Source organism: Helicobacter sp. (genome assembly GCF_022770205.1).
GTDB lineage: Bacteria > Campylobacterota > Campylobacteria > Campylobacterales > Helicobacteraceae > Helicobacter_D.
In genome coordinates this window covers 106,513-125,757 of sequence record NZ_JALEIK010000038.1, presented here as the reverse complement: position 1 = coordinate 125,757, position 19,245 = coordinate 106,513, and the positions used below count along the sequence as shown (strand labels likewise).

Sequence of the window (19,245 nt, the reverse complement as noted above, 5' to 3'; positions counted from 1 at the left end):
TGCAATGCCACTTGTTATTCCAGAAGAAATTCCAGCTTTTAGCCTTTTAAAACAACACGCTTTTATTATGGGTTCTAAGCGTGCAAAAACGCAGGATATTCGCACATTAGAAGTGCTGATTTTTAATCTAATGCCAACAAAAATCCAGACAGAAAATCAGATTCTATCTTTACTTGCAAACTCTCCTTTGCAAGTAAATATCACTCTACTAACAACTGCTAGCTATGCAGGCAAAAACACTCCAAAATCACATTTGGATAGATTTTATGTTAGCTTTGATGCCATTAAAGACAGAAAATTTGATGGCGCAATTGTTACAGGAGCACCTATTGAACATTTAGAATTTGAAGAAGTAAAATATTGGAGAGAATTAATAGAGATTATGGAATTTTTAAAAACGCATTGCACAAGCACGCTTTATTTGTGTTGGGGAGCAATGGCTGGGCTATATCACTTCCATAAGATTCAAAAAATTGCTTTAAACGCTAAACTCTCTGGGATTTTTGAACATTTTTGGGTGGAGCAGGATTTGATTTTAAATGGGCTTGATGAGCTTGTTAGGATTCCACACTCTAGGCATTCTGGTATTGATGAAACACAAGTGCGCGCAAATCCACATTTAAAAATTTTGCTTGAAGGCAAAGAAAGCGGAGTTAGTGCATTAAAAGATGAAAAAGATTTCTTTATCTTAGGGCATCCAGAATACTCTAAAGACACACTAGATTTAGAATATAAGCGGGATTTAGAAAAGGGCTTAGAAATTGCAAAGCCTAAAAATTATTACAACACGCAATCAGAGCCAATTTTCTCGTGGCGTTCAAGTGCTAGCGTGCTATTTGCTAACTGGCTAAATTTCTGTGTGTATCAAGACACACCCTTCATTTTGCAATAGGCTTTTCATAATACACAAGATTGCGTTTGCGTGTTTCAAAATCATCAGAATCTGCGCTTAAATACACAATATAATAATTAGTTTCGTATAAACTTTGGATTCTCTTTTGCTCACCTTGTAGCGTGATAATCTGGTCTTTAGCTAGAAAAATACTTCCTGCTACCTTTCCTAAAGAGGGCATAAAAAGCAATAAGGCACACGCTAAAAGTATAAAAAACAGAATCTTAAAAAGCTTATCCACAAAGGGAAGCATTAATCCCAATCCAAAAATCGCCGTAAGAATAAAAAATGCTATGGGATTAAAAACATTTCTAAAAAAGGGATTAAAAAATTCTGCAATCCCATAATATTGCATATAACTCGCATAAATTGCCGCCCAAAATACGCAAAACAACAAAAACACTAACACCAAACCCAATAAAAAGGACTGCAAAATCTCTGTTACTTTCATCATCTACCTTATCTTTTTTATTCTTATGTTTGCAATTTTATACATTTTTGAAGGCTTTTGCGCACTCAAAAATCTCTCATCTAATACCAAAATATCTGCCTTTTGTAAGGCAAAATTTAAATCAAACTCTTTTTTATGCGCATTGGCTGAACTTGAATACAAAAAAGGAAAAAACTCTAGCAAATCGCTATGTCCCATTTTAGCTTCCTCCTTTGGCACAAGACGAATTGCTAAAGATTTGTAACGGAGAGCATTTCTCCCTTTATAAATAAAAGTACTTTTTGTGCTTTTGCGGACTCTGTTTTTATGCACATTTGGGATGCGCACGAGATTTTTTAATTTGCTTAAAGTATTGAGTGTTAAAAGCACGCTTTGTCTAGCATCACGCCCTTTAATGTGATTTAATTGCGTGGAATCTTGGCATAAAAAGCCTGCTGTTGTGTCGCTTTGTGCAAGAAAAATTGACGCTTCCATTATGCTAAATAATCCTGAAGGGCTTTTGCTGTATTAGGATTCTTACTTTTTATCTCACAAATTGCGCTAACAGCTACACGCGCTGCTTCAATGGTTGTAAAGTAAGGCACATTATTGCGCAACACTTGCGTGCGAATTTTATCTGTGTCATCTTTGCTTGATGCCGCATCGCTTGTATTAATCGCTAGAGCAATCTCTCCATTTGCTAGCTTATCGCCAATATTAGGACGCCCATCACTAATTTTTAGCTCCTCTTCACAAGCGATTCCATTTTGGTTTAAAATCTCTGCTGTGCCTTTTGTAGCGCAAAGACTAAAACCTAAATTTTGCAATTCTTTTGCTAAAGGAAGGGCATTTGGTTTATCAAGCGCACGCAAGGAAATGAAGATTTTGCCACTTGTTGGTAGAGCATTTTTGCACGCCATTTGGCTTTTAGCAAAACTTAATCCAAAATTCTCGCTAATCCCCATAACTTCACCAGTTGAACGCATTTCAGGACCTAAAGTCATCACCGCACCACTTAGTTTATTAAAGGGAAATACAGATTCCTTAACAGCAATATGTTTGTATGCTTTTGGCTTATAAAGCCCATTTTTAAATTCCACCCTTTTAAAAATATCATAACGCTCTAGGGCAGCTTTTAGATTTTGATGCACCATTACGCTTGTGGCAACCTTTGCAAGCGGAATCCCAGTAGTCTTACTTACAAATGGCACGGTGCGACTTGCACGCGGATTGACTTCAATCAAATACAGCGTGTCTTCAAAAATCGCATACTGCACATTCATAAGCCCTATAACGCCTAGATTTCTAGCAATTTTAGCTGTGGTCTCTTCTATCTCTTTAAGCTTTTCTTTTGCAATGCTAATTGTAGGCAAGGAGCAAGCAGAATCCCCACTATGGATTCCAGCCTCCTCAATGTGTTGCATAATTCCTGCAATATACACCTCTCTGCCATCACAAATACTATCCACATCCAATTCAATCGCATTGCTTAAAAATTTATCAATGAGCACAGGAGAATCCTCACTCACACTCACTGCCTCACTCATATACTCTTGGAGTTCTAAAACGCTATACACAATGCGCATAGCACGCCCACCAAGCACATAGCTAGGGCGCACAAGCACGGGAAAGGTAATGTTTTGTGCGATAGAAATTGCCTCCTCCTTAGTGTAAGCAGTGCCATTTTTTGGTTGCAAAAGCCCATTTTCTTCTACAAATTTTGCAAATTTTTCTCTATCCTCTGCAATATCAATGGTTTTTGCGCTTGTGCCAATGATTTTTGCACCAATGGTTGTAAGCTTTTTAGCAAGTTTTAAAGGCGTCTGCCCTCCAAAATGCACAATGATTCCCTCCGGCTTTTCTCTCTCAATCACACTACGCACACATTCAAAGGTTATGGGTTCAAAATAAAGCACATCGCTTGTATCATAATCTGTGCTAATGGTTTCTGGGTTACAATTATACATAATGCTTGTGTATCCCATATCACGCAAAGCAAAGCTTGAATGCACGCAACAATAATCAAATTCAATCCCCTGCCCAATGCGATTTGGTCCCCCACCTAGAATTAAAACTTTCTTTTCACAGGATTCCTTAGATTCTACTGCTTGTGCATTTAATGGAATGGTAGAATACAAATATGCTGTTTGTGTCGCAAACTCCGCTGCGCAAGTATCCACTTCATTATAAACAAACTGCACCCCTAACTTTTGCCGCAATGCATAAATGTCCTCCTCACGCAATTCTAAGGATTCACTTTTATTAATCAAAAAAGCAAGCATTCTGTCGCTAAAACCATAAGATTTTACAAGGCGCAAAAATGCAGAATCATTAAGTTTCTCAAAAGAGATTTCTTTCTCTAAAGCAATAATCTCTGCAATCTGTCCTAAAAAATAAGCATCTATCTTGCACCACTTTTGCACCTCATCTACACTCGCTCCCAAGCGCAAAGCATCAGCAACATAAAGCAATCTTTGCGCATTTGGACGGCGCACTTCGTGTTGGATGTAGCCTAAATCTGTGCTTAAAGGATTAAAGCCAAAAATCTCAGCTTCAAGGCTATTTAATGCCTTTTGCAAAGACTCTTTAAAAGTTGCGCCAATTGCCATAACTTCTCCAATAGATTTCATAGAAGTTGTGAGCGTAGAATCTGCTTGTGGAAATTTTTCAAAAGTAAAGCGCGGAATCTTTGTAACAATATAATCAATGCTTGGCTCAAAACTAGCAGGGGTGCCTGTAATATCGTTTTTAATCTCATCTAAGGTATAACCCACAGCTAAAAGCGTAGCAACTTTTGCAATGGGATAGCCTGTTGCCTTAGAAGCAAGAGCAGAGCTTCGTGAAACGCGCGGATTCATCTCAATTACAGTCATTCTCCCTGTGCTAGGGTTAATCGCAAATTGCACATTAGAACCACCTGTATCCACACCAATTTCCCTAAGAATAGCAAAAGAAGCATTACGCATTCTCTGATATTCCTTATCTGTGAGCGTTAAAGCAGGCGCAATGGTAATGGAATCCCCCGTATGCACACCCATAGGATCAAGATTTTCAATACTACACACAATGATACAATTATCTACACTATCGCGGATAACCTCCATTTCGTATTCTTTCCAGCCTAGCAAAGATTCCTCAATTAAAATCTCATTAATTGGGCTAACTTCCAAGCCATTTTGCGCTAATGCCTTAAACTCATCAATATTATACGCAACTCCACTTCCACCCCCAGCTAGCGTATAGCTTGCGCGGATAATTAGAGGAAATCCAATCTCTTTTGCCGCCTCAAGCGCATCTTCAAGCGTATAAGCATAGTGGGATTTTGGTAAATCCATTCCAATTTTTAACATTGCTTCTTTAAAAGCTTGTCTATCCTCTCCTTTCTTAATTGCTTCAGGCTTTGCACCTAGAAATTTAACACCTTGTAGCATTCCTTGTTCAAACATATCCCTTGCGATATTAAGCGCAGTCTGTCCGCCCATTGTTGGTAAAATCGCATCCACTTTTTCTTTTTTAATAATATCAGCAACCACTTCTTTTGTGATAGGTTCAATATAAGTTCTATCAGCAAATTCAGGATCTGTCATAATCGTAGCAGGATTTGAATTAATAAGCACAACTCTATAACCTAGCTCTTTTAGTGTTTTTGCCGCCTGTGTGCCAGAGTAATCAAACTCACAAGCCTGTCCAATCACAATAGGACCAGAGCCAATGAGTAAAATAGTGTGAATGTCAGTGCGTTTTGGCATAGAATCTCTTTGGGTTAAAATTTCGCAATTCTAGCGTTTTATGCCTTAATCTTGTAGAAAATTTATTTTTCCCAATTTTGCAAAAAGGATTCCAACGCATAAAGAGAAGTTTTACAAAATGCACTTTTTGCGATACATATTAACTTGCTTGTGGCTTCCTCTAAATTTGCATTAACGATTAAATAATCATAATTTGGCAGGCTTTTCACTTCATCTAACGCATTCCCTAAACGCATTTGGATAACACTATCAATATCACTCCCGCGCGCCCCTAAACGCTCCTTTAAAACACTTTTATTAGGGGTTGTTACAAAAACACTTGTAGTGTGAAAGGGAAAGACTTTTTTAAGATTCCTTTGTCCTTGCACATCAATATCAAAAATCACAAGCTTATCTTCCTCTAATGCTTTTAAAACTTGCTCCCTAGAAGTGCCATAGTAATGGTTATGCACCCTAGCCCATTCTAAAAACTCATTCTTAGCAATGCTTTCTTCAAAAGCATCTTTGGAGATAAAATTATAATGCACGCCCTGCACTTCGTCATCACGCTTTGCACGCGTAGTAGAAGAGATGGAAAAATAATGGTTAGGAAACTCTTGCGCTAACCTTTTACACAATGAGCTTTTACCAGCTCCACTAGGACCAGATAAAATAAGAATCGCCCCTTTTAACTTCATTCTTTTTCATCTTTTTTAGGAAATTGGATACTAATATTAATCGTAGCACCACTTAAAAGATCTTTTAAAGCCTGTGTTTGGAGTGTTTGGAGCGTGCTAATTAAGGATTCCAATGAATTTGCCTGAATGCTACTTGGGAATTGCGCTTCTTTATCTTTTAGAGTATCTTTTGTGAGAATTGGAATTGGAACTGGGATTGGGTCTTTTTGAATTGCTTCTCCTAGAGCCTCTCCCATATCTTCAAGGCTTAGTGCATCAAATGTATCATCGCCACTTATCAAATCCATTGCAGAATCCGTCTTATCTAATGGAATCTCATCTGTTGCTTCCGTATTAGATTCCACACTTACATCTTCATCCGTTACATCTAAATTAACACCTTCTAAACTCAACCCTGCTAAATCATCCTCCACAACAGCATCTTGCTTGTTTATTATCTCCTCTGCGTTGGGATTATTAAGAGAATCTTCCACACTTAGCTCTCTGTTTAAATCCTCTAAATCTTCTGTTTGTATAACTTCTACACTCTCTGCCAATTCTGTATTTTCTAGGGATTCTTTATTTTCTAAGTCTAAATCCTCCAAAGACTCCAAATCTGCATTTTCAGATTCCATTGCTTCTTGTTCTGCTGCTTCTTGACTCTGGGCTTCTTCATCAAAAGCATTTAAATCCATCTCAACATTTTTTGAAACTTCTGCACTCTTTGATTCTGCAACATTAGAATCATCCTGTTCTATAACTTCTAACTCTTCTTCCGCATCATCTGCCATACCAGACAAATCCATAGCCTCCGTTTCTTCTGCAATTTCACCAATTTCTTTATCAAGCTCAGGCAAAGCGTCATCTCTAACCTCTTTAGAATCCTCAGAATCTTCTAACAAATCCTTAATAGCATCCACATCCTCTTTGTCTAATACTTGCAAATCACCCTCTATTTCTTCCCCTAAAGACTCTTTTGCATCTTGAGCTTCCATTTCTTCCTTAGATTCCACATTTATATCAATCCCATCTAAAAGCTCCTCATCACTCTCTAAATTTAACGCTTTATCACCCTCCAAATCCAAATCATCTAAATTAGAAAAATCCAACTCTTCATCAAAATGCAACACATCTGCATCCTCACTACTATCAAGCTCTAAAATATCACTCTCCACACTCTTTTTGGTATTATCCTCTATGCTAATACCTGAAATCTCACTTAAAGTTTTAACTAAATCTGTAGGCAAAAATGGTTTTTGGATATAAGTGTCAAAACCCTCAATGCGTTCAGTCGCCTTAGAGTAGAATAAAATTGTTTTTGCTGCTGTATTTTGTGCCTTATATGCTGTAAAACTCTCTGCTTCAAAACATTCATCATCCATTAATACAAGCTCTGCACTCATATTAATATCCACCTCTTGAGATTCTACCATTTCCACACCAAGCTTAGAAGTGCTTAAGACTACAAGTTTATTGATAATTGGATTTTTGCTAACAAGATATAACTTCATAAATGCTCCATTTCTCTTAGCTTAATCAAAGAATTGCTACAATTTTAGCGATTTATATCTTAATTTTTGGAAGGATTATAATGTTTAAAAAAGTTTTCATTCTGTTTTGCTTTAACATATTGTGTTTAAATCATCTCCTTGCGAGCGATTTGTATTTTATGCCAAAAGAACAAAAAAGGGCGTTAGATGCACTGTTACAAACCATCAAAAACACACAAAACACACTAGATATTGCAATATACAGCTTCACAAATCGTGAAATTAGCAAGGCAATTAGAGATGCTGCAAAAAAGGGTGTAAAGGTGCGCATTGTTTATGATAAAAAAAGCAATCAAGATCCTAATAAATCCACAATCGGCTATCTTGCAAAGCTCAAAAATATAGAAACTTGTCTTTTAGAAGGAGAGCGTTCACAAAATGGAAAATACAATGGCTTAATGCACATTAAAATGGCAATTAGTGACAACAAGCATCTTATACTAGGCTCAGCAAATTGGTCTAAAAGCGCCTTTGAAACCAATTATGAAACATTGTTAATTTTAGATGATGTTAAGCTCATTACACAATCACACAACACCTTTGAAGAAATGTTTAAACAATGTGAAAAATATTGATGGATTTATTCTATTCCTCTTTACACATAACTAAAACCTCCTTACCCCTAACAATTTTTTCTCCACAAGACACAAAATCAAATTTCTTGTGGAGATTAATCACTTCCTTATTGCTCTTAAAAACCTCTAAGCACAACCGCTTTACCTTTAGAATCCTAAAGGCATAAAGTACACTAATCTGCTCTAGCACGCGCCCAATTCCGCTAACGCCTAAATTAGGATTACCAAAAAATCCAAACTCCGCATTCTCTCCCTTTTTATAAAAATTAATGCTTCCTAGCACTCTCTTACAAAAGCAAATGCTAAAATACTGCTTATCTGCATTATGCTTTAAAGATTCTATAAAGGCATAATGCTCTTGTAAAGTGATAGTATGTTGCGTGTAGAAATTTGACTTTATCCTCGCATCATTACGAAGGCTTAAAATCTCTCTTTGTGTCCTTAAATCTAAATCCACATAATTTTCTAAGCTAATAATTATCCCCCCCCCTGGTTAGCGGAATCCTCTTTATAAATTTTAAGAATGAATTTCTTTCCATCTTTATAGAAAAATGCAGGAAACTCCTCATTGCTTACGATTCTTAAAAGATTAAATTGCGATTCTATACTTTTTGTAATATCAAGCTTGGAATCCTCTTTGCTTCTCTTAGCATAAAAACTACTCTCCCCTTCTTGCATTACACCTTTAATGTTTGGATACATTTCTAAAAATTCCAAAGCCATCTCCCTACACATTGCAGCCTGCTTCTCTCTTAATTCTTCATAGAGTTCCACCCCGCTTAAATGCAATGTCTTTTGCAGATAAATTTCTCCAGAATCTACACCACCACTTGCTTGAAAAAGACTAAAAATAATCTCTTTTTTACCTTCTAGCACCTGCCAAAATAAGGGCGACCAACCTTTTCCCTTAGGCAATGCAGAAGCGTGGATAACAATATTATGTTTATGTCTCTTTAAAAAATGCTTTTCTAAAATTTTGTGATAAGACAAAATAAAAACAACATCAAAGGATTCTAGCATTTCTTTAGCATCAAAATACAATTTTGCATCAGGAATCTTTGCTTGTAAATCCTTAGCATAAGGCACAAACCATTGAGATTGAGAAGTTAAAATGGCAACTCTCACGCTGCCACTCCCAAATTAACGCAATAAGGGTTAGAATTTAAGCCCCCCCCCCGCACATAAGCTTACATTATACATTGTGGCATTCTCCTTTGTGATTGTAAAACCAAATTTCAAATACAATTCTAATGCTTTAGTATTATTTTTAAAAACACAAGCCTTTAACTCTTTTACCTTTAAAATTTTAAACGCATACTCTAGCACTTCTTGCATTAAAATGCTACCAAACCCACTTAAACTAGGATTCTGATAAAGACCAAATGCACACGATTGTAATGAAATTTCTACAAAATCAATCACTCCAATGGGAATTGCATCTTTAAACACCAAAAAATATTCTTTTGTGGAATCCTTTTTTAAACTTTCCAAAAAGCACAAATGCTCTTGCAAAGTTACCACTTTATGTCTCATAAAAGGCGCAACATTCTTATGATTACGCCATTCTAACACAAGCACAACTTCCTTTGCATCTAAATCTCTAAAATTTTTAAGCCAAATTTTCATTACGCAAAAGCACGCACTAAATAAGCAGACAAAATTGCCATTCCACCACTTGCTACTAAGATTCCAATACAAATTAACAACAATCCAGCACACCATTTAATCACCCTAAAATACCGCTTAATCCCTTCTAACGCATTAAAGGCATAGCCAATTAGCAATGCACAAAGCAAAAAGGGCAATGTTAATCCTAGCGTGTAAATTATAAGCAATGTGATTCCGCTTTGCTCATCAAGACTTGCAAGAGCAATAATGCTAGCTAAAATTGGACCCACACAAGGCGTCCAGCCAAGAGAGAAACTAATACCTAGCAAAAAAGGCATTAAATATTCTTTTAAGATTCCAAAGTTACCGCTTGCAGGAAGTATTTTTTGCAATGTCCTTTGGTAGTTTAAAAATGGAATCCTAAAAATCCCTAGCATATGCAACCCAAAAACTACTAGGATTCCACCAGCTGCATAACGCAGAAGCGGACTTAATAGGATTCCAACATTTAAAATTCTAGCCGCTACTGCGCCAAAAACAACAAACACAAGCCCTAAACCAAGCGTGAATAACAGCGCACTTCTTAGAATTCTAAAACGCTGTTTTAAATCCAACCCCCCTGTATTTTTAAATTCATCTAAGGAAATTTCAGACACATAAGAAAGATAAGCAGGAATAAGCGGAAGCACGCAGGGACTAAGAAAAGTCAAAATCCCAGCAAATAAGCTTATTAGATACGGCGCATTCTCAAAAAACCCAAGCAGAGATTCTTCCATTTAATTATCCTAATAAACTCAAAAAAGATTCCATCAACCATTTTGCAATCACTTATAATTCTTAATTGCCCTCTCCAAAATCTCTTTTGCCGTGTTTAAATCCTTGTATTCTTTGACTTTCACCCACTTATTTGGCTCTAGCATTTTATAAGTTTCAAAGAAGTTTTTAATTCTCTCTAAAGTAATTTGTGGCAAATCCTCTAGGCTTTGGATTCCATCATATCTTGGATCAATCTTAGAGATAGGCACAGCAAGGAGTTTTTCATCTAATCCACTCTCATCTTCCATAATCAAAACACCAATTAAACGCGCCTTAATCATACTTCCAGCCTGCAAAGGATATTCATTAATCACAAGCACATCAGCAGGATCTCCATCATCACTTAGCGTATTTGGCACAAAACCATAATTTGCAGGATAAAACATTGCACTATACATCACTCTATCCACGACAACTGCGCCACTATCCTTATCAATTTCATATTTGATATTTGAACCATAGGGAATCTCAATCACAACATTTAACTTATCTGGGTTACTTCCTACTTTAATTTTGCTTAAATCCATTCTTTACTCCTTTAAATTTTGCTTTTAATAAATACTTCCATTTCACTTGTAATTTCTTCAATTGTGCGCTCACCATTGATTTTATGCAAGATTCCTTTTTTACTATAAAATTCTTGAATATCCTTTAATGGTTCTTGAAACACACGCATACGATTATTAAACACTTCCACATTATCATCAGCCCCCCTTGCGCGTCCTAACACCCTATCACAAGCTGTTTGCTCACTAACCTCTACTTCAATCACACTTGCAAGCGTAATATCATTTTTATCTTGTAGAATCTTATCAAGTTCTGTCATTTGCTCCACACTGCGCGGATAACCATCAATTAACACCACATTTTTTGGTGCATTTGAAATCGCATCAACAATTGTTTTAACCACAATCTCTAAAGGCACAAGATTCCCTCTACTTGTGAAACTATCAATGCGCTTTCCTAACTCGCTCCCACTTGCAACTTCCGCACGCAAAAGCTCACCTGTGGAGTAATGCACCATAGAATCGCTATTGTTTTTACTAATAATCTCTGCATCTGTTGTTTTCCCACTTCCGGGCGCACCAATCACTAGAAATAACTTCTTCACCTTTTTCTCCTTACTTTTTAGTTTCTCTCACTCTAATATGCAACTCTCTCAACTGCTCTTCATTTGCAACACTTGGCGCATCTGTTAAAGGGCAAGTAGCTTTTTGTGTCTTAGGAAATGCAATCACATCACGGATTGAATGCGCCTTGCATAAAAGCATTATAATTCTATCTAGTCCAAAAGCTAAACCTCCGTGGGGTGGCGCACCAAATTGCAAAGCCTCTAAAAGAAAGCTAAATTTATCCTGCGCTTCTTCTTTTGAAATTCCAAGCAAATCAAACACGCGCGCTTGTATTTCTTGCTTATGGATTCTAATGCTTCCTCCGCCAATTTCAAAGCCATTTAGCACCACATCATACGCCACAGAATTAATCTCCTCTAAATCCTCTGCATCTAAATTACTAGGCATTGTAAAAGGGTGATGGAGCGCTGAGATTCCATCTTCATTGCGCTCAAACATCGGAAAATCCACAACCCATAGGAATTTATATGCATTTTTGTCAATCAAATCCATATCCTGTGCGATTTTTTGACGCAAACGCCCCATATAGTCCCACACAATCTTTTTCTCACCCGCTCCAAAGAAAATAATATCCCCAACACTTGCCCCCACACGCTCAAGCAAAATTTTTAAATTTGCCTCACTTATAAATTTCACAAGCGGACCCTTTGCGCTTTCCTCTTTAATTTGAAGATAAGCCAAGCCTTTTGCGCCAAATTTTCGCACAAACTCCTCTGCTTCAGCTAAAGTTTTACGGCTAAAGAATTTATCGCCACCTTTAACACAAAGTGCCTTAAAGCGATTCTTTTTAGAATCTTTTGCAATAGAAGAAAAGATTGCATTACTAGAATCCACAAACAAATCCCCCACCTCAACAAGGGGCAAATCAAAGCGTAAATCTGGCTTATCACTCCCATAAGATTCCATCACTTCCTTATAAGAATAACGCTTAAAAGGCGTAACAATCGCAATTCCACACGCATTAAAAATAGATTTTAACACCTCTTCTGCCACACCCATTACATCATCCGCATTACAAAAACTCATCTCTAAGTCAATTTGTGTAAATTCTGGCTGTCTATCTAAGCGTAAATCCTCATCTCTAAAGCATTTTGCGATTTGAAAATATCTCTCAAATCCACTAACCATTAAAAGTTGCTTAAAAAGTTGCGGGCTTTGTGGTAACGCATAAAATTCCCCGTGATGCACACGGCTAGGCACTAGATAATCCCTTGCCCCCTCTGGTGTGGCTTTTGTTAAAATTGGAGTTTCCACTTCTAAAAATCCTAAATGACTCAATGTATTGCGCACTACTTGCGCCACTTTAGAGCGCGTGATAAAAATCTCTTGCAATCTAGGATTTCTTAAATCTAAATAGCGGTATTTTAAACGCACATCTTCACCCACACTCTCATCACCCACAGCAATAGGTGGTGTTAAACTCTTATTTTCCACCACTAAAGACTCCACAAGCACTTCAATTTTGCCTGTTTTTAGCTTTGGATTCTCTAGCCCCTCACCTCTTTTGCGCACCTTTCCTTTAGCGATTAAGACATATTCGTCACGCACTTCGCTTGCAATTTTATGCGCTCCTTCATAATCTCTTGGATCAAAAACAAGCTGAATTAAACCACTTCTATCACGCAAATCAATAAACACAACCCCCCCGTGATCGCGATAAGTATTGCACCAACCACACAAACTTACCACTTCCCCAATATTTTGCTCGCTTAAATCTGCGCAATAATGGCTTCTCATCATTCTAACTCCTAAAATTTTTACAAAACAAGGCGATATTCTAACAAAATAAATATTAAACCCAGCAAAGATTCCAACAATGGCTCTTAATACTCTTGCAAGATATTATTTAATCACTTCAGTCTTTAACTAAAAATTGCAAGCCTTAAGTTAAAACATAGATTGTTTAATATACAATAGTAAATTAATTTTAATAATAAAATTAATTATTACTTTAATATTTAATTTCAAGGATTGGATAATGAAAAAAATATTTTTAGGATTCAGCATAATTGCTAGTTTAGCAATTTCTAGCGAAGTAGAAGAAATTGAAATTGGAAAAGTTGAGCAATGCGGAATGGAACTAGCTGCTGTGTATTTAAAACCTATGGATATGTCCCCAAAAAAAGATTTGCAAGCAAAGGATGCGGACATTCACATTGAAGCAGATATCCACGCATTAAAAGAAAATGTCAATGGCTTTGAAGAGGGAGATTGGATTCCTTATTTAGGAATTAATTATGAATTAAAAAATTTAGACAATGGAGCGTCTAAAAAAGGAACTCTAGTGCCTATGGTTGCAAAAGATGGTCCGCATTATGGACTTAATATCCCAATGGAGAAGGATAGAAGCAAGAAGTTTAATCCGGGAAATTACAAATTAACTTTTCACATTCAATCGCCAGAACAACAAGGCTTAAGAAGGCATACAGACCATCAAACAGGAGTTAATGCTTGGTGCGATAATTTTAGTGTTTCTTATGATTTTAAATACAGCGGATCTCTATATAGCTCCTCTTCTCATTAACAGAAGGGGGAAGGGGGATAAAGAAAATATAATAAAACTCTTTCAGTTGCTTTTTATCTCTAAAGGAAAATGTATTAGAAGCAGAAGATTTATTTGATAGGATTATGTGGCTCCGGATGTAGGATTCGAACCTACGACCAAGCGGTTAACAGCCGCCTACTCTACCGCTGAGCTAATCCGGAACAATGAAAGCTCGTTAAAAAATGAGCTGTGATTATATAACAATGCCCATTGTATTGTCAAGGGATTTTATGAAATTTAGCAGATGTTTAGGATTTTTAAACTTTAAAAGACTACAATTTTACCTTTAATCCACACTAAAGGCTATTTATGGGACGAGCGTTTGAATACCGCAGGGCAAGCAAAGAGAAACGATGGGATAAGATGTCTAAACTTTTTCCAAAATTGGGCAAGGCAATTAGCATTGCAGTTAAAGAAGGAGGCAGTGGGAACCCTGAGATGAATTCTAAACTTAGAACCGCAATCCTTGCCGCAAAAGCACAGAATATGCCAAAGGATAATATTGAAGCGGCGATAAAGCGTGCATTAGGAAAAGATGGAATCCAAATTACAGAAGTCAATTATGAGATTAAAGCTCCACACGGCGCACTATTTTTTGTAGAATGCGCCACAGATAACACCACAAGAACAGTGGCAAATCTAAAGAGTTATGCCAATAAACTTGGTGGGCAAATGCTAACAAATAATTCTTTAGAATTTATGTTTGCACGCAAGGCGCATTTTGAAATTAGCAAAGAAGGGATTACAGATTTAGAAGAACTAGAACTAAATCTCATTGATGCAGGGTTGGATTCTATGGAGGTAGAGGAGGATATTATCCATATTTATGGAGATTACACAAGTTTTGGCACTCTAGCAAATGCACTAGAAGCAACACAAGCAGAAGTTAAAAAAGCAGCTTTAGAAAGAATCGCAACAAATCCTGTGGAGTTTAGCGAAGAGCAGCTTATAGACATTGAAAAATTGCTAGATAGAATTGAAGAGGATGATGATGTGCAAGCCGTTTTTACAAATATCGCATAACGCTATCACAAAATCTTAAAACACCTTGCTATCTTTTAAGCAAACTTATTACACAATGTAAATGTAAAATTTAAAATCAAGGAATGATTATGTTAGAAAAATTAACAAAAGATTCTTACCAAAATGCAGTCAAAGAAAGCGTGTGTATGGTAGCAGTGGGTGCGCCTTGGTGCCCTGATTGTCGTAAGATTGAGCCAATTATTGGAATGCTTATGCAAGAATATGAAGGAAAGGTCAAATTCTTTGCCGTAATGGCAGATGAAGAAGAGGCACTCAAAGAGGAATTAAATGTGCGCAGAATCCCAACGCTAATTTTTTACAAAAATGGCACAGAAGTAGGCGAACGCTTAGTTGAACCAAACTCTAAACCACTGATTGAAAACGCTATCAAAGCAGCACTAGAAGCGTAATTTATGCGCCCTTTATGGTGCGTAAATTAACCTTTCATTTCCGATTCCAAGTGTTATAAAGCAAACACAAAATTAGCCATAACCTTTTAAAACTTCGCAAACTCTCTTAAAATACGGAATCCAACAATGCTAATTCCAACTAAACTTTACAAAAATTTTACACATTTTATTCCCTCTTTTTACATTGCTATTTTAAAATTTCTACACCTTAATAAAAATCACTAAAAAGGATTCCGTATGCAAAGACGCAGTTTTTTAAAGGCAAGTTCTCTTGCACTCTCTTATGTTGGCTTTTTTGGGCTATCCCCTTTGAATGCAAAAGAGCAAAATTTGCTAGGCTTTAAGGCAATTCCAATCAGCACTGAAGATTCAGTTATCGTTCCAGAAGGCTATGAAGTGAAACCTCTTATTAGCTTTGGAGATCCGCTTTTTAGCAATGCAACGCCTTTTGATGAGAGCAAAACCATTAACCAAAACTCTGTTTTAAATGCTGCAAAGGTTTTTGGAGATAACACTGATGGAATGTCTTTATTTCCTATTGACGAAAATCGTGCAATTTTAGCGGTTAATAACGAATACATTAATCCAGAGTTAATCTTTAATGATAATGGCAAAAATATAGACTCTCAAAAAGTTGCTTATGAGCAAAACGCTATGGGCGTAAGTGTTTTTGAAATCAAAAGGGATGGAGATGGCTTTAAAGTTGTTTTAGATTCTCCCTACAACCGCAGAATCACAGCACACACTCCTATGCAAATTAGCGGTCCTGCAAAAGGGCACAAAAGTATGCAAACACAAGCAGACAAAAAAGGTGAACTTGCACTTGGCACAATCAATAACTGCGCAAATGGACAAACTCCTTGGGGAACTTATCTCACCTGTGAAGAAAATTTTGATAGCTATTTTGGCAGTAGCAACCCTAACTATAACTTTAATCCAAGCGAAAAACGCTACGGACTAAGCACAAAAAGCAATTATGGCTGGGAACTAGATCCTAGATTTGATATTGCTAAAAATCCTAATGAACCAAACCGCTTTGGCTGGGTTGTTGAAATTGATCCTTACGATGCAAACTCCACACCAATTAAACGCACAGCACTTGGACGCTTCAAGCACGAAAATGTAGAGATTGTGATTAGCAAAGAAGGCAATGTTGTTGCCTATATGGGCGATGATGAAGCAAATGAGTTTTTATATAAATTTGTTTCAAAAGGAAAATTTGATAAAAATAATCCTAGAAACAATAGGAATCTTTTAGAAGAAGGAACGCTTTATGTTGCAAAACTTCAAGGCAATGATTTAAGCGGTAGTGGGAAATGGATTGAATTAAGCTATGGCAAAAATGGATTAGATTCTAAAAATGGATTCCACTCTCAAGCAGACATCTTAATTAATGCAAGACTTGCAGGTAGCATTGTTGGTGCAACACCAATGGATCGCCCAGAGTGGATTGCTGCTGACCCTAAGGGAGAGTTTATTTATGCAACGCTAACAAACAACAAAAAGCGCGAAGAATCAAGTGTTGCAAACCCTAGAGAAAAAAATGTGTATGGGCATATTATCCGTTGGAATCCTAGCAAGAACAATCATTCCAATGCAGATTTTAAGTGGGACATTTTCTTGCTTGCTGGAAACCCTGCGCAATACCCTAATGACTTACGCAAAGGCACAAGCAACATTACAAAAGACAATATGTTTAACTCTCCTGATGGATTGAAATTTGATAAGTTTGGACGCCTTTGGATTCAAACAGATGGCAGTTATTCTAACAAAGGGGATTATGAAGGGATGGGAAATAATCAAATGCTTTGTGCAAACCCAGTTACAGGAGAAATCAAACGCTTCTTAACTGGTCCTATTGCTTCAGAAGTTACAGGACTTGCCTTTTCACCAGACTATAAAACAATGTTTGTTGGTATTCAGCATCCCGGCGAAAGACTAGCACCAAGTCACTATCCAAATGGTGGAAACTCCACACCTAGAAGCACAATTGTGCAAATCACAAAAAAAGATGGTGGAATCATCGGTAGCTAAAAAACGCAATTAACACTAAATACCGCACGCCCTTCCCTAGGGCGATAAAAACAAAGGCTTTCACAAAAGAATAGCGATACACCCCTAAAGCTAGGGCAAATATATCTCCCAAAATCGGCAAAAAAGTGAAAAACGCATAAAGGAATCCATAGTTTTGGATTCCGCTCTTATAGCGATACACTTTTGCGTGCATCTGCTTAAAATGCCTTAAACAATAGGAATCACCTAAATATCCAATCCCATAAGTGGTTAATGCCCCCAATGTATTTCCAAGCGTTGCGACAATCCACACCAAAACCCAAGCATAATCTAAAGCCAAAAACCCAAGCACAAAAACTTCAGAACCTAGCGGATAAAGACTGCTTGCCAAAAAACAAACTAAAAATAATCCCAATAATCCTAAAGTGCCCAAAAAATCCATAGTAAGACTAAATCAAGCTAACCATTGCCACCAAGATTCCAATAGGCGCAACAAAGCGAATCACAAAATACCAAACTTCAAAATAGATTCCTTTTAAATGCCTTTCACTCATCGCATACACACGCTCTTTTGGTAAAATCCAACCCATATAAATGCACATAAACACACCAGCAAGTGGAAGCATAAAAGAACTTGTGATATACACAAACCAGTCAAAAAGATTCCTGCCAAAAAAGGTTAAATCCGCTGAAAATATCGCTGTATTGCTAAGTAGCACAATCACACCTAAAAAATACGCACAAAACACGCTAATAAGATTTGCATTACGCCTTTTTAACTTAAAGCGTTCTATCAAACAACTATTTAAAGGCTCTAGCATAGAAACTGCTGAAGTAATCCCAGCAAAAATCAATGCCACAAAAAACAAAAAGGCAATCACTTGTCCGCTAACACCTAGATTTGCAAAAACTAGCGGCAAGGACACAAACACAAGCCCTGGACCTTCTGTTGGCTCTGCTCCATAACCAAAAATAAAGGTAAAAACCACAAGCCCAGCAATCAAACAAAAAAAGTTAAGCAATGCAACAATGACTGCAAAACCCACAAAGTTGCCTTGTTTTGGCATAGAATTAGAATAAGTTAAAATCACTCCACAACCTAAAGAAAGCATAAAAAATGCTTGCCCAATTGCTTTTATAATCACATCAGAAGTGATTTTACTAAAATCAGGTTGGAATAAAAATTTAAAGGAATCCCAAAATGCTTCTTGCATCACAGAATACACTAAAAGCCCTAGAAAAATCAGCAATAGCAAGGGCATCAAAATTAAATTTAACTTCTCAATTCCAGCTTTTACACCACGATTTAGAATGTATGCACAAAGCACACTACAATGACAAAATGCCACAACATCTGCCACAGAATTTGACTTGATGCGAAGTTGCCCCACAGGCTTTTTGCGTCTTCTAGCGTTGTTGGCATTCCAAAAAGACTTAAAAACATATAATGCACAAGCCAGCCTAAAACCACTGCATAGAACGCAAAAATCAACACGCCAGAAATCATCATAAATCCGCCGTATTTTAGGAATCCCAATCGCTTTGGCGCAAAGGACTCAAAAGTGCTTAATGTATTTTGCCCGCTTGCTCTACCAAAAAGCATTTCTACAATGAACACACTCACACCAAAGACTAAGAATGCTAGCACAAACACAAGCACAAAGGCAAAGCCACCATTTTGTCCAACTAAATAGGGAAATCCCCAAATTCCACCAAGTCCTATCGCACTTCCAGCAATAGATAATATAAATCCCACTTTAGAAAATCTTGTCATCGCACCGCCTATTTTAAAAATAAATTAAGATTCTACCGCATTTTATGGTAAATCCTATAAAAATTGACAAA

21 protein-coding genes and 1 tRNA gene are annotated in these 19,245 nt (G+C 36.9%); 6 read left to right on the top strand and 16 right to left on the bottom strand.

From position 1 onward, the window contains the following. Window positions 1-4: 4 nt before the first annotated feature. Window positions 5-892 carry a homoserine O-succinyltransferase gene (gene metA, locus MRZ19_RS07570; RefSeq protein ID WP_291031692.1) on the top strand — a complete coding sequence of 296 codons (888 nt, stop codon included), beginning with the start codon at window positions 5-7 and terminating at the stop codon, window positions 890-892. Here the strand turns inward: metA and MRZ19_RS07565 are convergent. From MRZ19_RS07565 to MRZ19_RS07545, 5 genes are all read right to left on the bottom strand, one after another. Further along, the gene (locus MRZ19_RS07565) at window positions 879-1,346 is read right to left on the bottom strand and encodes a hypothetical protein (protein ID WP_291031691.1); all 468 of its coding nucleotides are present in this window, start codon (window positions 1,344-1,346) and stop codon (window positions 879-881) included. The genes metA and MRZ19_RS07565 overlap by 14 nt on opposite strands. Further along, the gene (locus MRZ19_RS07560) at window positions 1,347-1,817 is read right to left on the bottom strand and encodes a hypothetical protein (RefSeq protein WP_291031690.1); all 471 of its coding nucleotides are present in this window, start codon (window positions 1,815-1,817) and stop codon (window positions 1,347-1,349) included. Continuing rightward, window positions 1,817-5,071: a carbamoyl-phosphate synthase large subunit gene (carB, locus tag MRZ19_RS07555; RefSeq protein ID WP_291031689.1), complete on the bottom strand. Its 3,255-nt coding sequence runs from the start codon at window positions 5,069-5,071 to the stop codon at window positions 1,817-1,819. Before carB ends, MRZ19_RS07560 begins: the two co-directional genes overlap by 1 nt. 62 nt (window positions 5,072-5,133) lie before the next feature. Continuing rightward, window positions 5,134-5,748, bottom strand: coding sequence for a guanylate kinase (gmk, locus tag MRZ19_RS07550; protein ID WP_291031688.1), 615 nt, complete (start codon window positions 5,746-5,748; stop codon window positions 5,134-5,136). Next, a complete protein-coding gene (locus tag MRZ19_RS07545; protein ID WP_291031687.1) occupies window positions 5,745-7,238 on the bottom strand; it encodes a hypothetical protein in 1,494 nt (497 codons plus the stop codon). The genes gmk and MRZ19_RS07545 overlap by 4 nt, the downstream gene beginning before the upstream one ends. 80 nt (window positions 7,239-7,318) lie before the next feature. Between MRZ19_RS07545 and MRZ19_RS07540 the strand changes: the two genes are divergently transcribed. Continuing rightward, window positions 7,319-7,852, top strand: a complete 534-nt coding sequence (locus tag MRZ19_RS07540) for a phospholipase D-like domain-containing protein (protein ID WP_291031686.1) — start codon at window positions 7,319-7,321, stop codon at window positions 7,850-7,852. 10 nt (window positions 7,853-7,862) lie between these two features. On the opposite strand, the gene pseH (MRZ19_RS07535) is transcribed toward MRZ19_RS07540, so the two are convergent. From pseH (MRZ19_RS07535) to aspS, 7 genes are read right to left on the bottom strand one after another with little or no spacing between them, the layout of a single operon-like run. Next, window positions 7,863-8,309 (bottom strand): UDP-4-amino-4,6-dideoxy-N-acetyl-beta-L-altrosamine N-acetyltransferase, encoded by a 447-nt coding sequence (pseH, locus tag MRZ19_RS07535; protein WP_291031685.1) that lies wholly within the window; start codon window positions 8,307-8,309, stop codon window positions 7,863-7,865. A gap of 20 nt (window positions 8,310-8,329) precedes the next feature. Next, a complete protein-coding gene (locus MRZ19_RS07530) occupies window positions 8,330-8,977 on the bottom strand; it encodes a formyltransferase family protein (RefSeq protein WP_291031684.1) in 648 nt (215 codons plus the stop codon). Window positions 8,978-9,007: 30 nt separating this feature from the next. Next, entirely contained in the window at window positions 9,008-9,478 is a 471-nt protein-coding gene (gene pseH / locus MRZ19_RS07525; protein ID WP_291031683.1) for a UDP-4-amino-4,6-dideoxy-N-acetyl-beta-L-altrosamine N-acetyltransferase, read from the bottom strand. Further along, complete coding sequence (locus MRZ19_RS07520) at window positions 9,478-10,236, bottom strand: cytochrome c biogenesis protein CcdA (protein WP_291031682.1); 759 nt, start codon at window positions 10,234-10,236, stop codon at window positions 9,478-9,480. The genes pseH (MRZ19_RS07525) and MRZ19_RS07520 overlap by 1 nt, the downstream gene beginning before the upstream one ends. 48 nt (window positions 10,237-10,284) lie before the next feature. After that, complete coding sequence (ppa, locus tag MRZ19_RS07515) at window positions 10,285-10,803, bottom strand: inorganic diphosphatase (protein ID WP_291031681.1); 519 nt, start codon at window positions 10,801-10,803, stop codon at window positions 10,285-10,287. Window positions 10,804-10,814: 11 nt separating this feature from the next. Further along, window positions 10,815-11,387 (bottom strand): adenylate kinase, encoded by a 573-nt coding sequence (locus MRZ19_RS07510; protein WP_291031680.1) that lies wholly within the window; start codon window positions 11,385-11,387, stop codon window positions 10,815-10,817. 10 nt (window positions 11,388-11,397) lie between these two features. After that, window positions 11,398-13,146 (bottom strand): aspartate--tRNA ligase, encoded by a 1,749-nt coding sequence (gene aspS, locus MRZ19_RS07505; RefSeq protein ID WP_291031868.1) that lies wholly within the window; start codon window positions 13,144-13,146, stop codon window positions 11,398-11,400. Between the two features lie 238 nt (window positions 13,147-13,384). Between aspS and MRZ19_RS07500 the strand changes: the two genes are divergently transcribed. Further along, window positions 13,385-13,933 carry an iron transporter gene (locus MRZ19_RS07500; RefSeq protein WP_291031867.1) on the top strand — a complete coding sequence of 183 codons (549 nt, stop codon included), beginning with the start codon at window positions 13,385-13,387 and terminating at the stop codon, window positions 13,931-13,933. 107 nt (window positions 13,934-14,040) lie between these two features. On the opposite strand, the gene MRZ19_RS07495 is transcribed toward MRZ19_RS07500, so the two are convergent. Beyond that, a tRNA-Asn gene (locus tag MRZ19_RS07495) sits at window positions 14,041-14,115 on the bottom strand. Between the two features lie 148 nt (window positions 14,116-14,263). Between MRZ19_RS07495 and MRZ19_RS07490 the strand changes: the two genes are divergently transcribed. The 3 genes from MRZ19_RS07490 to MRZ19_RS07480 all read left to right on the top strand — a co-directional run bounded on the left by MRZ19_RS07490 (window position 14,264) and on the right by MRZ19_RS07480 (window position 17,421). Next, on the top strand, window positions 14,264-14,977 hold the full coding sequence (locus MRZ19_RS07490) for a YebC/PmpR family DNA-binding transcriptional regulator (protein WP_291031679.1): 714 nt from the start codon (window positions 14,264-14,266) through the stop codon (window positions 14,975-14,977). A gap of 89 nt (window positions 14,978-15,066) precedes the next feature. Beyond that, window positions 15,067-15,387 carry a thioredoxin family protein gene (locus MRZ19_RS07485; RefSeq protein WP_291031678.1) on the top strand — a complete coding sequence of 107 codons (321 nt, stop codon included), beginning with the start codon at window positions 15,067-15,069 and terminating at the stop codon, window positions 15,385-15,387. Window positions 15,388-15,624: 237 nt separating this feature from the next. Beyond that, window positions 15,625-17,421: a PhoX family phosphatase gene (locus tag MRZ19_RS07480; RefSeq protein ID WP_291031677.1), complete on the top strand. Its 1,797-nt coding sequence runs from the start codon at window positions 15,625-15,627 to the stop codon at window positions 17,419-17,421. On the opposite strand, the gene MRZ19_RS07475 is transcribed toward MRZ19_RS07480, so the two are convergent. From MRZ19_RS07475 to MRZ19_RS07465, 3 genes are read right to left on the bottom strand one after another with little or no spacing between them, the layout of a single operon-like run. Next, window positions 17,408-17,842: a VTT domain-containing protein gene (locus MRZ19_RS07475; RefSeq protein ID WP_291031676.1), complete on the bottom strand. Its 435-nt coding sequence runs from the start codon at window positions 17,840-17,842 to the stop codon at window positions 17,408-17,410. The genes MRZ19_RS07480 and MRZ19_RS07475 overlap by 14 nt on opposite strands. A gap of 7 nt (window positions 17,843-17,849) precedes the next feature. Beyond that, complete coding sequence (locus tag MRZ19_RS07470; RefSeq protein ID WP_291031675.1) at window positions 17,850-18,761, bottom strand: sodium-dependent transporter; 912 nt, start codon at window positions 18,759-18,761, stop codon at window positions 17,850-17,852. Further along, complete coding sequence (locus MRZ19_RS07465) at window positions 18,707-19,174, bottom strand: hypothetical protein (RefSeq protein WP_291031674.1); 468 nt, start codon at window positions 19,172-19,174, stop codon at window positions 18,707-18,709. The genes MRZ19_RS07470 and MRZ19_RS07465 overlap by 55 nt, the downstream gene beginning before the upstream one ends. Between the last annotated feature and the right edge of the window lie 71 nt (window positions 19,175-19,245).

Coding starts and splice junctions, on each gene's coding strand:
- metA (WP_291031692.1), top strand. CDS start 5: ATGCCACTTGTTATTCCAGAAGAAATTCCAGCTTTTAGCCTTTTAAAA.
- MRZ19_RS07565 (WP_291031691.1), bottom strand. CDS start 1,346: ATGATGAAAGTAACAGAGATTTTGCAGTCCTTTTTATTGGGTTTGGTG.
- MRZ19_RS07560 (WP_291031690.1), bottom strand. CDS start 1,817: ATGGAAGCGTCAATTTTTCTTGCACAAAGCGACACAACAGCAGGCTTT.
- carB (WP_291031689.1), bottom strand. CDS start 5,071: ATGCCAAAACGCACTGACATTCACACTATTTTACTCATTGGCTCTGGT.
- gmk (WP_291031688.1), bottom strand. CDS start 5,748: ATGAAGTTAAAAGGGGCGATTCTTATTTTATCTGGTCCTAGTGGAGCT.
- MRZ19_RS07545 (WP_291031687.1), bottom strand. CDS start 7,238: ATGAAGTTATATCTTGTTAGCAAAAATCCAATTATCAATAAACTTGTA.
- MRZ19_RS07540 (WP_291031686.1), top strand. CDS start 7,319: ATGTTTAAAAAAGTTTTCATTCTGTTTTGCTTTAACATATTGTGTTTA.
- pseH (WP_291031683.1), bottom strand. CDS start 9,478: ATGAAAATTTGGCTTAAAAATTTTAGAGATTTAGATGCAAAGGAAGTT.
- MRZ19_RS07520 (WP_291031682.1), bottom strand. CDS start 10,236: ATGGAAGAATCTCTGCTTGGGTTTTTTGAGAATGCGCCGTATCTAATA.
- ppa (WP_291031681.1), bottom strand. CDS start 10,803: ATGGATTTAAGCAAAATTAAAGTAGGAAGTAACCCAGATAAGTTAAAT.
- aspS (WP_291031868.1), bottom strand. CDS start 13,146: ATGAGAAGCCATTATTGCGCAGATTTAAGCGAGCAAAATATTGGGGAA.
- MRZ19_RS07490 (WP_291031679.1), top strand. CDS start 14,264: ATGGGACGAGCGTTTGAATACCGCAGGGCAAGCAAAGAGAAACGATGG.
- MRZ19_RS07485 (WP_291031678.1), top strand. CDS start 15,067: ATGTTAGAAAAATTAACAAAAGATTCTTACCAAAATGCAGTCAAAGAA.
- MRZ19_RS07480 (WP_291031677.1), top strand. CDS start 15,625: ATGCAAAGACGCAGTTTTTTAAAGGCAAGTTCTCTTGCACTCTCTTAT.
- MRZ19_RS07475 (WP_291031676.1), bottom strand. CDS start 17,842: ATGGATTTTTTGGGCACTTTAGGATTATTGGGATTATTTTTAGTTTGT.
- MRZ19_RS07465 (WP_291031674.1), bottom strand. CDS start 19,174: ATGACAAGATTTTCTAAAGTGGGATTTATATTATCTATTGCTGGAAGT.